13 protein-coding genes and 2 rRNA genes are annotated in these 15,197 nt (G+C 65.2%); 10 read left to right on the plus strand and 5 right to left on the minus strand.

What is annotated here, in order from left to right; translation table 11 throughout:
- Positions 1-318: ribosomal RNA gene (locus tag KIT86_RS04180) — 23S ribosomal RNA — on the plus strand; the annotation flags it as partial.
- Between the two features lie 168 nt (positions 319-486).
- Positions 487-599 (plus strand): 5S ribosomal RNA (gene rrf, locus KIT86_RS04185).
- 107 nt (positions 600-706) lie between these two features.
- Here rrf and KIT86_RS04190 read toward each other — a convergent pair.
- The 3 genes from KIT86_RS04190 to KIT86_RS04200 form a co-directional block, all read right to left on the minus strand.
- Entirely contained in the window at positions 707-1,642 is a 936-nt protein-coding gene (locus tag KIT86_RS04190) for an MBL fold metallo-hydrolase (RefSeq protein ID WP_297395298.1), read from the minus strand.
- 35 nt (positions 1,643-1,677) lie between these two features.
- Positions 1,678-3,378 carry an AMP-binding protein gene (locus tag KIT86_RS04195; protein WP_297395300.1) on the minus strand — a complete coding sequence of 567 codons (1,701 nt, stop codon included), beginning with the start codon at positions 3,376-3,378 and terminating at the stop codon, positions 1,678-1,680.
- Between the two features lie 107 nt (positions 3,379-3,485).
- Positions 3,486-4,232, minus strand: a complete 747-nt coding sequence (locus KIT86_RS04200; RefSeq protein WP_297395302.1) for a hypothetical protein — start codon at positions 4,230-4,232, stop codon at positions 3,486-3,488.
- A 123-nt stretch (positions 4,233-4,355) separates the two neighbouring features.
- Between KIT86_RS04200 and KIT86_RS04205 the strand changes: the two genes are divergently transcribed.
- The gene (locus KIT86_RS04205; protein WP_297395303.1) at positions 4,356-5,279 is read left to right on the plus strand and encodes an alpha/beta fold hydrolase; all 924 of its coding nucleotides are present in this window, start codon (positions 4,356-4,358) and stop codon (positions 5,277-5,279) included.
- Here KIT86_RS04205 and phhA read toward each other — a convergent pair.
- Both phhA and hppD read right to left on the minus strand, forming a co-directional pair.
- Positions 5,201-6,055 (minus strand): phenylalanine 4-monooxygenase, encoded by an 855-nt coding sequence (gene phhA / locus KIT86_RS04210; RefSeq protein ID WP_297395305.1) that lies wholly within the window; start codon positions 6,053-6,055, stop codon positions 5,201-5,203. The two genes, KIT86_RS04205 and phhA, sit on opposite strands and share 79 nt — an antisense overlap.
- An 11-nt stretch (positions 6,056-6,066) precedes the next feature.
- Positions 6,067-7,188 (minus strand): 4-hydroxyphenylpyruvate dioxygenase, encoded by a 1,122-nt coding sequence (gene hppD / locus KIT86_RS04215; RefSeq protein WP_297395306.1) that lies wholly within the window; start codon positions 7,186-7,188, stop codon positions 6,067-6,069.
- A 113-nt stretch (positions 7,189-7,301) separates the two neighbouring features.
- On the opposite strand from hppD, the gene KIT86_RS04220 reads away from it, so the two are divergent.
- From KIT86_RS04220 to gmhB, 7 genes are all read left to right on the plus strand, one after another.
- Entirely contained in the window at positions 7,302-7,775 is a 474-nt protein-coding gene (locus KIT86_RS04220) for an Lrp/AsnC family transcriptional regulator (RefSeq protein ID WP_297395308.1), read from the plus strand.
- A gap of 202 nt (positions 7,776-7,977) precedes the next feature.
- Positions 7,978-8,598 carry a GNAT family N-acetyltransferase gene (locus tag KIT86_RS04225; protein WP_297395441.1) on the plus strand — a complete coding sequence of 207 codons (621 nt, stop codon included), beginning with the start codon at positions 7,978-7,980 and terminating at the stop codon, positions 8,596-8,598.
- Positions 8,599-8,690: 92 nt separating this feature from the next.
- Positions 8,691-9,557, plus strand: coding sequence for an HlyC/CorC family transporter (locus tag KIT86_RS04230; protein WP_291113023.1), 867 nt, complete (start codon positions 8,691-8,693; stop codon positions 9,555-9,557).
- Positions 9,558-9,620: 63 nt separating this feature from the next.
- Positions 9,621-11,450: an apolipoprotein N-acyltransferase gene (gene lnt, locus KIT86_RS04235; protein WP_297395310.1), complete on the plus strand. Its 1,830-nt coding sequence runs from the start codon at positions 9,621-9,623 to the stop codon at positions 11,448-11,450.
- Between the two features lie 105 nt (positions 11,451-11,555).
- Positions 11,556-12,461, plus strand: coding sequence for a glycine--tRNA ligase subunit alpha (gene glyQ, locus KIT86_RS04240; protein ID WP_297395311.1), 906 nt, complete (start codon positions 11,556-11,558; stop codon positions 12,459-12,461).
- 19 nt (positions 12,462-12,480) lie between these two features.
- Positions 12,481-14,601, plus strand: a complete 2,121-nt coding sequence (gene glyS / locus KIT86_RS04245; protein ID WP_297395312.1) for a glycine--tRNA ligase subunit beta — start codon at positions 12,481-12,483, stop codon at positions 14,599-14,601.
- A 7-nt stretch (positions 14,602-14,608) separates the two neighbouring features.
- Positions 14,609-15,193, plus strand: coding sequence for a D-glycero-beta-D-manno-heptose 1,7-bisphosphate 7-phosphatase (gmhB, locus tag KIT86_RS04250; protein ID WP_297395314.1), 585 nt, complete (start codon positions 14,609-14,611; stop codon positions 15,191-15,193).
- Positions 15,194-15,197 lie beyond the last annotated feature (4 nt).

Here is a 15,197-nt window from a genome sequence, read left to right on the forward strand (position 1 = left end):
CAAAACGTCGTGAGACAGTTTGGTCCCTATCTGCAGTGGGCGTTGGAAGTTTGAGGGGGGCTGCTCCTAGTACGAGAGGACCGGAGTGGACGCACCTCTGGTGTACCGGTTGTCACGCCAGTGGCATCGCCGGGTAGCTAAGTGCGGAAGAGATAACCGCTGAAAGCATCTAAGCGGGAAACTCGTGCCAAGATGAGATCTCCCGGGGGCTTGACCCCCCTGAAGGGTCGTTCAAGACCAGGACGTTGATAGGCCGGGTGTGGAAGCGCAGCAATGCGTTAAGCTAACCGGTACTAATTGCCCGTGCGGCTTGATCCTATAACTTTGATGAAATCCATCAGAGTCAAATGTCATCCGACTGAAAAGTCATGTTATGCCTCGAGATCCAGCAATGGATCCGTCGTTGGCAGCAATCAAAATAGCTGATTCGAAGCTCTATGAATTCGTCCAGGTTGCGCATGTGTGCAGCCTAGACAACAAGTTATGCCTGACGACCATAGCGAGGTGGTCCCACTCCTTCCCATCCCGAACAGGACAGTGAAACGCCTTTGCGCCGATGATAGTGCGGGTTCCCGTGTGAAAGTAGGTCATCGTCAGGCTCTTACCCAGCCCCCAAACCCCCTCGTGTCTTCGACACTTGGGGGTTTGGGCATTTATGGGTCTGTGATTGGCCCCAGGTGCGCGGCGCGCCGATTGGGGTATGTGCTCAACGATTGTTGACCCACTCCCCGCTTCTGAACAGTGCTTCGCTGCGCTCAAGCTCGCAGAGCAGTTGGTCCAGCCATTCGCGTGTTTGTGCGCGGTCTTGGCGCCAGGCTGAGGGTATGGTATTGAAAAAATAGCTGGTGTTCGACACCCAATCGAGCAAGGTATCCATCGACACGGATTGCCACTCGAGCAGCTTGAATTTGATCAATACTTTCAAGGCATGCCGTCTGTGTTTGTCAGGATGGATGACAAACTGCTCCAGTCGACTTCGTGCTCGGGCGAGCGCCCCTGAGACATCTTTGAACACCCGACCATGCCCCGGGAGCACGATAGAGGGGCAAAGTTCCTCGATCAGGTCCAGGGTATCCGCCACCTCATCAAACGCGGAGACCCCCTCAAGCTCGGGAAAGACGATGCCAAAGCCGTTCTCCCACAGTGCATCGGCTGAGATCAGCAATCGATGCTCCGCTTGAAAGAGCACGATCGAATGGGGATCGTGTCCTTTGGCTGCGTGGATGTCCCAACTCAAGGAGCCAAGCTGAATGGCAGTGCCTGGTGTCAGTACACCCTGATGAGTGAATCTTGGACAGACCTGTCCCGTGGGCTCAAAGGTCAAGGCCACAGGGTCCCATGCTGTGACCGACGCCGCTTGGCCAGGGGGGATGAGCGTTGTGAGCCCGGGGTAGGTTTGTTGCAGCTCGGCGTTGCCGCCGCAGTGGTCGCTGTGGAGGTGCGTATTCAGCAGGAGATCCAGCGTCGTGCCGGCAAGGGTGGCGGTCACCAGCGCACGCGTCTGCGGCGCATGCGACGCATAGCCAGAATCCACCAGCGCCGTCGGCCCGTCACCTCGAACAAGGATGTTGTTCGCGGAGAGCCAGCCTCGCTCCAGGCAAGTCACGCCGGCGCAGGCCAGGGCTGAAGCGGCATCGTCCATCTCAGCCGGAAGGGCGTGGGCAGGCATGCAGTGCGTCAGTGGGCCTGCGGGGTGCGCAAAGCGCGCCGCAGTATCTTGCCGACGTTGCTCTTTGGCAGTTCATCCCGGAATTCAACGAGTTTGGGGCGCTTGTAGCCCGTCAGGTTGTCGTGGCAGTAACGCAGCACGTCTTCCTCACGCAGGGTGGGGTCCGACCTCACGACAAACACCTTGACAGCTTCACCTTGCTTGTCGTCCTCAATACCGATGGCCGCACATTCGAGCACGCCAGGGCACAGCGAAATGACGTTCTCAAGCTCGCTGGGAAACACGTTGAAGCCGGAGACAAGGATCATGTCCTTCTTGCGGTCGACGATCCGGGTGAAGCCTTGTGCATCCATGACGCCCACGTCGCCTGTCCTCATGAACCCGTCGGGCGTAAATGCGCGGGCGGTCTCCTCTGGCTGCTGGTAGTAGCCAACCATCACGTTCGGACCTTTGATACAGATTTCACCAGTTTGCCCCAATGGCAGGCTCTGGCCCTCTTCATCCTTGATCGCGATGTCGATGCCCGGCAAGGGCAGGCCAATGGTGCCGCTGAAATGCTGGGTGGTGACGGGGTTGTTGGTGCCGATCGCGCAGGTCTCGCTCATGCCCCAGCCTTCGATCATGGTGCAACCGGTGACGGCCTTCCATTGTCGCGCGGTGCCCTCCGATGCGGCCATGCCCCCAGCCTGCGAGAGCGCAAGGCTTGAAAAGTCCAATTGACGAAACTGAGGGTTCTGCAGCAAAGCGTTGAACAAGGTGTTCACGGCGGGCAGGACGTGAAAGGCCCGACGCTTGAGAGTGGCCACCAGCTGCGGAATGTCGCGGGGGTTGGGCACCAGCGTCATGTGGGCGCCCCAACGGATGGTCAGCAGGCTCAGCGTCAGCGCAAAGATGTGATACAGCGGCAGCGCTGCGATGCCGTTGACCTGTCGCAGATCGCCTACTCTCGTCAGCGCAGGCTTGAACCAGGCCTCAGCCTGCAGGATGGCTGCAATGATGTTGCGGTGGGTGAGCACCGCGCCTTTGGACAAGCCAGTGGTGCCTCCCGTGTACTGCAGGAAGGCGACGGAGTCCAGGGTGTCGGTGGTTGGCTGGAGTCGCTGGCCGCTGCCTTCGGCGATCACCTGCCGAAAGTTCATGATGGTGCGCTCGCCACGCGGGCCTGAACGGGGCAGCTTGTAGGCAGGCACCATTTTGGCCAGATGCCGCACAGCGAAAGTGATCCAGCGTCCGTACCAGAACCCGAGTTGGTCGCCGAGGCTGGCAATGACCACGTGCTCCAGCGAGGTCTGATCGATCACCTGTTCCAGCGTGTGGGCAAAGTTTTCCAGGATGACGATGGCCTGCGCACCGGAGTCCTTCAGTTGATGTTCCAGCTCGCGGGCGGTGTAGAGCGGATTGACGTTGACCACGGTGTAGCCGGCGCGAACGATCGCAGCCATGCTGATCAGAAACTGGGGCACATTCGGCAGCATGATGGCCACGCGAGCGCCCGGCGCCAAGCCGCGGCCTTGAAGCCAAGCCCCCATGGCGGCACTCAGGCCGTCCAATTCGCCATAGCTCATCCATTGCTCCATGCAGACACTCACGGGTTGGTGAGCGTGCTGCTTGAACGATTCCTCTAGCAAGGCAGCCAACGAGCGGTAACGTTCGGGCGCGACGTCAGGTGGCACGCCTTCGGGGTATTGGGTAAGCCAGGGTCGGGTCATGGGGCACAGTGACAGGGAGGGAGAAGCCATTCTGGCAAGTCGACGCGAGGGTGCATACCGGGCCTCCCCTAAGTTGCTGTCACCCAAAGCACACGGCAGGAAGGTGCTCAACGAGGCTCAGGCGCTCTGGCCAACTCAGCAGAAAGCGCCGCGCTGCAAGTTGCCTCGTCCTCATCGAAGAGGGTGGCGATCCACTTCGATTCCCTGGCGTTGATGCTTTCAAGGAAGCTTTGAGCGTTCCCCATCGAAGCGAAGGCATCGAAGCCGCTCTCCAGGAAGTGTTGCAAGGCATCGAGGCCGGCGGCACGGGCCGGGTTGCGCATCATGCGCAATGCGAGGCGCAATGGCTTCATTCGGGTCAGCCGCTGCAATTCGCGCCCCATGTGCTGCACAACCGTCAGCTGGCGCGCACGCGCATCGCGTTGGCCGGTGAGGCGCCAGGCACGCGTATACCGCAAGGTTGGCGGCAACTCGGCGCTTTGCGCGAGCCAATGCGTGGCCATGTGGTGGTCGAGCACCTCCGTCAAGGCATGGGTCTCGGCCAGATCCACCGCCAACTGAGCCACGGCCTCGGGAAACAGACGTTCCAGCGCACCGGCGATGCGGGCGAATTGCGCGTCGCGTTGGCCGAAGTCATGTACGCCGTACAGCTCTTCCAGAAAGAAACGGGTCGCGGACGCATACACCGGGTGTTCGAGGAAGTCGGCGTAGGTGGACCGAAAGCGACGGGCCTGCAACTCTTTCACTTCACGCACCGCAAGGTCCTGCCCCGCCACGCGGGCTTGCTGGCGCAGATCGCTGACACGCTCCAGGTGCGTGCGGATGCGGTCGGCGGCGCTGGGGTTCTGGGTCATGGCGAGATCCGGATAGGCGGTGTGTCAGTCTAATTCGGACAGCCCGCTCCGTGCGATAGTTCGGCCATGCCTGCTCCCCCCTCCATGCCTCCAAGGCAAGTTCCGCGCTCCAGTTTGGCCCGCTTGCAGCAGGCTCTCGTGCTGGGCAGTTTGGCATTCGCGGTGGCCTGGGTGTTTTTCTGGTGGCACCGCTCACCCACGATCGCCGTCATTGGCGCCTTGTTGGTGCTGGGTGGTTATGCACTGGTGCTCGGTCTGGAGGGGGTGGCCGCGGCCCAATTGAATCGGGGCGATGCCGCGCCACCGGCCGGATGGTCGGGTCTGGTAGGCGCGTGGTGGCAGGAGGTTCGTGTGGCGCCCCAGGTGTTCGCCTGGCGACAGCCCTTCTTCTGGGCAAGTCTGCCGGACGACGCCGAACCGCGCGAAAGTGCCGTCCCCGCCGTGGTGTTCGTGCATGGCTTCGTGTGCAACCGCGGGCTGTGGTTGCCCTGGATGCGCCGCTTGCGCAGCCAGAACGTGCCCTACGTGTCCGTCAACCTGGAGCCCGTGTTTGGCGACATCGACGGCTACATCCCGCTCATGAGCGACGCCGTGCGGCGTGCCCAGGCGCTCACGGGCCTAGCCCCGGTGCTCGTCTGCCACAGCATGGGGGGGCTGGTGGCGCGGGCGTGGAGGGCGGCCGAGCCAGACACGCCGGTCCACCGCATCATCACCATCGGCAGCCCGCACCGGGGCACTTGGCTGGGGCGATTCAGCCGCGTGGCCAACGGCCGCCAAATGCGCCAGGACGGCGGCTGGCTGGGGGCATTGGCCCGGCGCGAGGCGCAACTCCAGCCAAAGGACACCTACGCTGACTTCGTGTGCTGGTACTCCAACGCTGACAACATCGTGTTCCCGGCCTCCACCGCCACCTTGCCCGGGGCCGACAACCGGCTGGTGCCCGGTGCCGCGCACGTGGCACTGGCCTTTCACCCCCGGGTGATGGACGAGTCGCTGGCGATCGTGGCGTCGGCAGCCAAGTCGCCGAGCGAACGCACCGCCTTGTAGAGCGGCGCGAAGTCGGGAGCGGTCATCTCGAACAGCTGGTGGAAGCTGTCGATGACGAAGTAGGTGGCCTGGTAGTCGTCAATCTTGTAGCGCGTTCGCATGCAGCGCAGCAAATCGAGCGCGATGCGCCGGGGTTGCGGGCTGGTGACGCTGTGCCGCAGCTCGCCCGACGAACTCAGGATGCCGGCCCCGTAGGCGCGCAGCCCATCCGCCTGGCGGATCAGGCCGAATTCGATGGTGTACCAGTACAGCCGCGAAAGCAACTCGCCAGCGCCCAGCTCGTGCGCCTTGAGTCCTCCTGCCCCGTAGCGCTGCACGTAGTCTGCAAACACCGGGTTGAACAGCAGCGGCACATGGCCGAACAGGTCGTGGAACACATCGGGCTCGACGATGTAGTCGAACTCGGCTGGCGTGCGGATCCAGTCAGTCACCGGGAAGCGGCGGTTGGCCAGCAGGTCGAAGAAGGGGCGCTCGGGGATCAAACCGGGCACGGCCACAACTTCCCAGCCGGTCGCGGGCTTGAGCCTCTCGTTGATTTCCTCAAACCGGGGAATGCGGTCTTCCACGCCCAGAGCGGGCAGGGCCTCGATGAAGGCGTCGCAGGCCAGGCCCGGCAGCAGCGCGGTCTGGCGCTCGTACAGGCGGTGGTAGGTGTCATGGTCCGCCTCGGTGTACGAGGCCCAGTTCTGCGGGCAGGTGTAGTCGCCTCGCGCGCGAGAATAGTCGCCGCGCGGCGGGCGATCGCTGGCGCCATAGACCACGGGTTCGACAGCCATGGGAAGTCCCCTCAGGCCTTGAGCACGCCGCGGCGCACCTGGTCGAGTTCCATGGTTTCGAACAGGGCCTTGAAGTTGCCCTCGCCAAAGCCCTGGTTGCCCTTTCGCTGGATGAATTCGAAGAAGATCGGGCCGAGCTGGTTCTCGCTGAAGATCTGAAGCAGCAACTCGCCAGGTGCGCCGTCCACGAGGATGTTGCGCTGCTTCAGGGCCTCCAGGTTTTCCCCGTGGTTGGGGATGCGCTTGGGCAGCAGCTCGTAGTACGTCTCGCTGGTGTTGAGCAGCTTCACGCCGCTGAGTTCGAGCGCATCCACCGTGTCGTACAAGTTGGTCGAGCCCATCGCGATGTGCTGGATGCCTTCTCCGTGGTAGCGGTCCAGGTACTCCTGGATCTGGCCAGGTTTCTCGTTGCCCTCTTCGTTGATCGGGATGCGAATCTTGCCGCAGGGGCTGGTCATGGCCTTGCTCTTCACACCGGTGGCCTGGCCCTCGATGTCAAAGTAGCGCACCTCGCGAAAATTGAACAGGCGCTCGTAGAAGCCAGCCCACTCCTCCATGCGGCCGCGATGCACGTTGTGCGTGAGGTGGTCGATGTAGGTCAGTCCGTGGCCGACGGGGTTGAGCTCCGCACCCGGCAGGGGCTCGAAATCCACGTCGAAGAAGCCGATGTTGCCGATGTCGCCCGTCTTGGCGCCATTCTTGCCGCGCCACTTGTCGATGAAGTAGATGATCGAATCGCCGATGCCCTTGATGGCCGGAATGTTCAGCTCGCCCGGCCCGGCCGATTGCGCATAGCCCCAGGCACCAAGCGAGATGGCGCGTTCGTACGCCGCCTTGGCGTCGGCGACGCGGAAGGCGATCGCGCACACGCTGGGGCCGTGCAGGCGTGCAAAGCGCTGCGCGAAACTGTCGGGCTCGGCGTTGATGATGAAGTTGATCTCGCCTTGGCGGTACAGGGTGACCGCCTTGTGGCGGTGCTTGGCGATCGCCTTGAAGCCCATGCGCTCGAACAAGGCACCCATCGCCACCGGATCCGGGGCCGCGTACTCGATGAATTCAAAGCCGTCTGTGCCCATGGGGTTGTCCCATGAGGTGGCAGCGGTCTGGGCGGCAGAGGGAAGGGGGGTGTTCATCGCGGTCTCCGTGTGTGGGCGGTGGCCCACTGTATCGGCGCAGGGTGTCACGATTCCGGCGTTTATGGGCGCACCATTCGTCTGAATTGCAGGAATCCTGCAAAATGGGACAAATGGAAGCACTCGACAAGCTTGACCGGCATATTCTGCGCAGCCTGCAGGCCGACGGCCGCGCCACCTACGACCAGATCGCGGAAGCGGTGGGCCTCTCCCCGAGCGCGGTACTGCGCCGGGTGAAGCGGCTGGAAGAGGCGCATGTCATCGACCGCTATGTGGCCCTGGTGCGACCCGAGGCCGTGGGCCTGGGCTTGACCGCGCATGTGAGCGTGCGGCTGGAGAAACACTCCGATAGCGCCAAGCGCAACCCGATGGATTTGTTCCGCGCCAGCGTGCTGTCGTGGCCGGAGGTGGTGGAGTGCGCCGCGCTCACGGGTGACATGGATTTCCACCTGCGCCTGGTGGTGGCCGACATGGCTGCCTATTCGCGCTTCATCATGGGCACCTTGCTCAAGCATCCCAGCGTGCAAGACTGCAAGACCAGTTTCGTGATGGACCGCGTGAAAAGCACCACGGCCTTGCCCTTGTGAGCGGGTTTTCGTACCCGTCCGTCGGGTTCCCTCGGAATTAGGGGTTTGTGTCCTTGTCGTTATAGGGATAACCCGTACATTCGGACCCATGGTTGATCCCACCCGCTGGTTCAAGTCGACGCCGCCGCAGGCGCAGGCCGAGGCGCGCGCTTCTTCGTCCACCGCCGGCCCGCCCGGACGTGCGGACAAATCGGCCTCGGTGATGGTGCCGATCCGGTCGATCGGTCCCGGCCAGATCGACCGCATCGAGGCGCACCTCCTCGAGCTGGACACGCATGACCGCTATTTGCGTTTCGGCTATGCGGCCAACGACGAGCAGATCCGCCGCTACGTGGCCCAGCTCAATTTCGACCGCGACGAGCTCTTCGGCATCTTCAACCGCAGGCTCGAGCTCATCGCCATGGCCCACCTCGCCTTCTCGCTCGACCCCCAGTACACCAGCTGCGCGGAATTCGGCGTGTCGGTGGTCAAGCAGGCGCGCGGCCGCGGCTATGGCGGGCGCCTCTTCGAGCGTGCTGTCATGCACGCGCGAAATGAAGGCGTTCAGATGCTGTTCATCCACGCGCTGTCGGAAAACACAGCGATGCTCAAGATCGCCCGCCGTGCAGGGGCGTCGATCGAGCGCGACGGCTCCGAGTCCGAAGCGCACCTGCGGCTGCCGCCGGCGGACTTCGACTCGCGCGTGACGGAGATGGTCAACCAGCAGGTGGCCATCACCGACTACCACCTCAAGGCCCAGGCCAAGCAGTTCTGGGGCTTTTTATCGGTGCTGCAGGACATTCGCCAGGGTGTGCGCGAAGCGCGCGAACGCGTTCGGGGCTGAGCCTGGTCGGGCCTGCGTGGCCCGGGCGGCTTTGCGCGCCGACACCCGCATGGGGTATCCTTCCGCCCTGTTACAACCTCCCCCTTCCTTCAGTGGCCGACTCCCCTCCCAGTAGCGGGCCGCAGCGCAGCCTGCGGCATGCCGACAAACGTGGTTTTCTGCAAAAGCTTGCGGAGTTCATCCATCCCGGACCGGATTCCAAGGACGAGCTGATCGAAACCCTCGCCGAGGCCGAGGACAACGACATCATCAATGCCGAATCGCGCGTGATGCTCGAAGGTGTGATCCGCATCGCGGACATGACCGCCGGGGATGTCATGGTGGCCACCCCGCGCATGGATGTGCTGGACATCGACGCCCCATTCGACGAACTGCTTCACCTGGTCATCGACACCGCGCACTCGCGCTTTCCGGTCTTCGAAGGCGAGCGCGAAAACATCATCGGCATCCTGCTGGCCAAGGATCTGCTCAAGCTGCAGCGCGCACCCGCGCTCAACATCCGCGCACTGCTGCGCCCGGCCACCTTCGTGCCCGAGAGCAAGGGCCTCAACGACCTGCTGCGCGAGTTCCGCGGCAACCGCAACCACCTTGCCATCGTGATCGACGAGTTCGGTCGCGTGGCCGGCCTGATCACCATCGAGGACGTGCTGGAAGAAATCGTCGGCGAGATTGAAGACGAATTCGACGTGGCCGAGGACGATGGCGACATCTTTGCCCTGGCCGACGGCACCTGGCGCGTGAGCGGCGATACGCCGATCGAACGCATCAACGAGTCTTTCGGCCTGAAACTGTCGGAAGAAGATTTCGACACCATCGGCGGCATGATCGCCCACGCCATGGGCCACGTGCCCAAGCGGGGCGAGGTCCATGAGCTCGATGGCCTGCGCTTCACCGTGCTGCACACCAAGGGTGGCGCCGTGAAGTGGTTCAAGGTCATGCCCGTGCCGGGCGAGGCCTGAGCCCACCCAAGCCCCATGCGAAGTCTTTTCGGGTCACTCCACACGCCCTCGAGTTTCAACCCGATGAGCCGCCGCCCGCCTGGGCGCAGCGCGCGCGGCAGCGGTTTTGCCTGGTTCCTGGTGTGCCTGCTGGGTGGCGTTCTGCAGGCGGCTTCCATCGCGTGGCCCTTCGCGGGCTGGGGCCTGCCGGGCACTGTGCAAGGCCAGCCCAATGGATGGTGGCAGATCGCCTCGCTGGCGCTGCTGGTGCTCGCGCTGCAATACGCCACCCGGGTGGGGCAGGCCGTTTGGCGCGGCTGGGTCTTCTCTACCGTCTGGCTGGCGGGCACCTTCTGGTGGCTTTTCATCTCCCTGCACACTTACGGCGGCTTGCCCGGCTGGCTGGCGGTGCTGGCCGTGCTGGCGCTGGCGGGGCTGCTGTCGGTCTACTATGCGGTGGTCGTCGGCTTCCTCTGTGCGTGGGCGCCGGTCTCGCGCACCGCGCAAGCGCTGATGTTTGCCTCGCTCTGGACGCTGGCCGAGTTGGCGCGTGGCCACTGGTTCACGGGCTTCCCGTGGGGCGCCGGCGGGTATGCGCAAGTTGACCTCATGGCGCCGTGGGCGCCCTTGGTGGGGGTCTATGGCATGGGCTTCCTCGCCGCCGTGCTGGCGTATTCCGCAGCCTCCATCGTTTCTGGGATGTGGCGGCGCTTGAGCGCCTGGATGCAATCGCCCGTCGGTCGCCCGTCGGGGCGCTCGGCTGGCGGCAGGGTGGCGCCGGCTCCCCGGGTCCAGGCGCGGCTTGTGCCGGCCCTGGCCGATGGCTGGCCCGGTGTGCTGCGTTCGCTGGCCCTGCTGCTGCTGGTGGGCGCGCTGCTTGTGAGCCTGCTCGGCGGCGGTGCGGCTTGGCGCGGTCTGGGGCACCGGGATACCGCGGCAGCCGGCGAGCTGCGCGTCTGGTTGCTGCAGGGCAACATCGCCCAGGATCAGAAGTTCGAGCCGGGCACCGGCGTGGCCCAGGCGCTGAACTGGTATCCCCAACAGATCGCCGAGGCTGTGCAGGCCGCGCGCAGCTCCGCCACCGGCCCGCAACTGGTGGTCGCGCCCGAGACCGCCATTCCCCTGTTGCCCGGCCAACTCGGTCCGGACTTCTGGCAGCCGTTGCTGGGGCGCCTGGCCGAGCAGCCCGCAGGCACTGGCGTCGGCGCGCTGGTGGGCCTGCCGCTGGGCAGCATGGAGCAGGGCTACACCAACTCGGTCTGGGGAATCCATTCGGGCTCGGCCAACCGCCTGCAGGGGCAGCCCCGGCTGGACACGCCGGACAACGGCCTGTACCGCTACGACAAGCACCACCTGGTGCCCTTCGGCGAGTTCATCCCGCCGTTGTTCCGCTGGTTCACCGACCTCATGCACATCCCGCTCGGCGACTTCAACCGGGGAGCCCTGGCGCAGCCGGCCTGGGCGGTGGCTGGGCAGCGCGTGGCGCCCAACATTTGCTACGAAGACCTGTTCGGTGAAGAGCTGGCGGCCTCTTTCCGCGATCCCACGGCGGCGCCCACCGTGCTGGTCAACCTGAGCAACATCGCCTGGTTCGGCGACAGCATCGCGATCGACCAACACCTCCAAATCTCGCGCCTTCGCGCGATCGAACTGGGCCGGCCCATGCTGCGGGCCACCAACACCGGTGCCACGGCGGTCATCGACCACCAGGGCCAGGTTGCCCACCAGTTGCAACGGCTCACGCGCGGCCGGCTGGAGGCCTCGGTGCAGGGTCGCAGCGGTCTCACGCCGTACGCACAATGGACCGCGCGCTGGGGCCTGATGCCCCTGTGGGTGGGCTGCGCCGTGCTGGTCTTGCTGATCGCCTCCACCCGCAACCTGGGCCGCCGGGGCGGACGCACCCGCCGCCGCTGAGCGCCCCCGTAAAATCGGGGACTCGGGGCGTTTCCCTGGCGCGACGCAGCGCCACGCTCCCACCCAGACCATCCCTCGGCCGGGCTTCGTTCCCGGCTTCTTTCCATGTTGACCTTCCAGCACATCATTCTGAAACTGCAGTCCTATTGGGACGCCCAGGGCTGCGCGCTGCTGCAGCCCTACGACATGGAGGTGGGTGCGGGCACCAGCCACACCGCCACCTTCCTGCGCGCGCTGGGCCCCGAGCCCTGGAAGGCCGCCTATGTGCAGCCCAGCCGCCGCCCCAAGGATGGCCGGTACGGCGAGAACCCCAATCGCCTGCAGCACTATTACCAGTACCAGGTGGTGCTCAAGCCCGCGCCGAGCAACATCCTCGAGCTCTACCTCGGCAGCCTGGAGGCCCTGGGCTTCGACTTGAAGAAGAACGACATCCGTTTCGTCGAGGACGACTGGGAGAACCCCACGCTCGGCGCCTGGGGCCTGGGCTGGGAAGTCTGGCTCAACGGCATGGAAGTGACGCAATTCACCTACTTCCAGCAAGTCGGCGGGATCGACTGCAAGCCCATCACGGGCGAGATCACCTATGGCCTGGAGCGCCTGGCCATGTACCTGCAGGGGGTGGACAACGTCTACAACCTCAAGTGGACGGACACCCTGAGCTACGGCGACGTCTACCTGCAGAACGAGAAGGAGCAGTCGGCCTACAACTTCGAGCACAGCGACGCCGACTTCCTCTTCACAGCCTTCAACGCGCACGAAAAGCAGGCCAAGCACCTGATGGAGCAACAGCTCGCGTTGCCCGCCTACGAACAGGTGCTCAAATGCGCGCACAGCTTCAACCTGCTGGACGCGCGCGGTGCCATCAGCGTGACCGAGCGCGCCGCTTACATCGGCCGCATCCGCAACCTGGCGCGCGCCGTGGCGCAGAGCTACTACGACAGCCGCGAGCGCCTGGGCTTTCCCATGGCGCCTCGCGAGTGGGTGGAACAGATGGTGAAGAAGGCCGCGTGAGCCGGGTGAAAGAACAAGAATGACCGCACAGAATCTGCTCGTTGAGCTGTTTGTCGAAGAGCTGCCGCCCAAGGCGCTGAAGAAACTCGGCGATGCCTTTGCCACCGTGCTGGGTGACCAGCTCAAGGGCCAGGGCCTGGCGCCGGCCGGAGCCGCCGTGACCGCCTTCGCCTCGCCGCGCCGCCTCGCCGCCCACGTCACCGGCGTGCTCACGCGCGCGGCCGACAAGGCCGTGTCGCAAAAGCTCATGCCTGTGAGCGTGGGGCTGGATGCCAATGGCCAGCCCACCCCCGCCCTCCTCAAGCGCCTGGCCGCGCTGGGCGCCGACGCCTCGGCCGTGGCCAGCCTCAAGCGGGCCCCCGATGGCAAGGCCGAGGCCTTGTTCCACGACAGCATCGCGCCAGGCATCGAGCTCGCCGCGGGCCTGCAGAAAGCGTTGGACGAAGCCATCGCCAAGCTGCCCATTCCGAAGGTCATGAGCTACCAGCTTGAGACCGATTGCGAGCTCCCCGGCTGGAGCAGCGTGAACTTCGTGCGCCCCGCGCACGGCCTGGTCGCGCTGCATGGCGGCAGCGTCGTGCCAGTGAAGGCGCTCGGACTGACCGCGCGCCACACCACCCAGGGACACCGCTTCGAAGCGCTGGTCTCGCCGGTGGTGCTGAAGGACGCCGACAGCTACGCGGCCACGCTGGCCAAGGACGGCGCAGTGATCGCCTCGTTCGCCGAGCGCAGGGCCGAGATCGCGCGCCAGCTCGCGGAGGCCGCCGCCAAGGTGGGCGGTGGTTGCCGGCCGATCGAGGACGACGCGCTGCTCGACGAAGTGACCGCGCTGGTCGAGCGCCCCAACGTGCTGGTCTGCGAGTTCGAAACGCAGTTCCTCGACGTGCCACAGGAGTGCCTCATTCTCACGATGAAGGCCAACCAGAAATACTTCCCTTTGCTCGATGCCCAGGGCAAGCTGACCCACCGCTTCCTGGTGGTCAGCAACATCAGCCCGTCGGACCCGAGCGCCGTGATCGGTGGCAACGAGCGCGTGGTGCGCCCGCGCCTGGCCGACGCCAAGTTCTTCTTCGACCAGGACCGCAAGAAAACGCTGGCCTCGCGCGTCGAAGGCCTCGGCAAAGTGGTCTATCACAACAAGCTGGGCACGCAGGGCGAGCGCATGGAGCGCGTGCGTGCCATCGCCCGTGTCATTGGCCAATCACTGGGGGGCGACGTGCTTGCGCAGCAGGCCGACACCGCCGCGCAGCTTGCCAAGACCGACCTGCTGACCGACATGGTGGGCGAGTTCCCCGAGCTGCAGGGCATCATGGGCGGCTACTACGCGCGCCACGACGGCCTGACTGAAGACATCGCCTTCGCGATCGAAGACCACTACCGCCCGCGATTTGCAGGCGACGACTTGCCGCGCAACATGGTCGGCGTGGTCGTGGCGCTGGCCGACAAGCTGGAAACCCTGGTCGGCATGTTCGGCATCGGCAACCTGCCCACGGGTGACAAGGACCCGTTCGCGTTGCGCCGGCACGCGCTGGGCGTGGTGCGGATGCTGGTCGAGAAGAACCTTCCGATCGACCTGAGCGCGCTGTTGCAGTCGGCCGTGCCCGCCTTCGGGGCCTTGATCACAGATCCCAGTGCGGCCTTGTCCGATTTCATCTACGACCGCCTCGCCGGAGGCCTGCGCGAGCAAGGGTACAGCGCCCAGGAGGTCGATGCCGTGCTGGCACTGCGCCCGCCGCGCTTGGGTGAGGTGGCCCGGCGCCTGCAGGCCGTGCGCGCTTTCGCCGCCCTGCCCGAGGCCCCTGCGCTGGCCGCCGCCAACAAGCGCATCGCCAACATCCTCAAGAAGGCCGAAGGCGAGGGCGCGCCTGCACAGGAGGCGCTGCTGATCGAGCCTGCTGAGAAAGGCTTGTTCACGGCCATGAAGACCACGGTGCCTGCCGCTGACGCCAAGCTCGATGCCGGGGATTACACCGGCTCGCTGCAGGCGCTCGCCGCGCTGCGCGCGCCGGTCGATGCCTTCTTCGATGGCGTGATGGTCAACGCCGACGACCCCGCGCTCAAGTCCAATCGCCTCGGCCTGCTGCGCGAGTTGCACCACGCCATGAACCGCGTGGCCGATCTGTCGCGGCTGGCGACCTGAGACCACCATGAAACTGCTCATCCTCGACCGCGACGGTACGCTCAATCGCAGCCGCGACGACTACGTCGCCTCGCCGGACGAGTGGGAGGCGCTGCCTGGCGCACTCGAGGCGGTGGCGCGGCTCAATCAGGGCGGCTGGCGCGTCGTGCTGGCCACCAACCAGTCCGGCATCGGGCGCGGCCTGTTCGACATGGCCTCGCTCAACGCCATCCACGCCAAGATGCACCGCCAGCTGGCCGCGGTCGGCGCGCGGGTGGAGGCCGTGTTCATGTGCCCGCACGCGCCTGAAGACGCGTGTGCCTGCCGCAAGCCCGCGCCCGGGCTGTTCCTGCAGATCGGCGCGCGGTTCGGCCTGCCGCTGGCCACGGTGCACGCGGCAGGCAACGCGATGCGCCATGTGCGCGCCGCCGCCGCCGCCGGCTGCCGCACCCATTTGCTGATGACGGGCAAATCCGAACACCTACGGGGCCGCCTGGGTTCGGGGGCGAACGACGACCTGGCCGCGCTCGCGCCCGACCTGCCGCCCGGCACGCGCCCCCACGACGACCTCGGCGCCTTCGCCGACTGGCTGCTGGCGCAGCCCTCCACCTGATCCT

This window comes from Hydrogenophaga sp. (assembly GCF_026125825.1).
Classification (GTDB): domain Bacteria; phylum Pseudomonadota; class Gammaproteobacteria; order Burkholderiales; family Burkholderiaceae_C; genus Hydrogenophaga.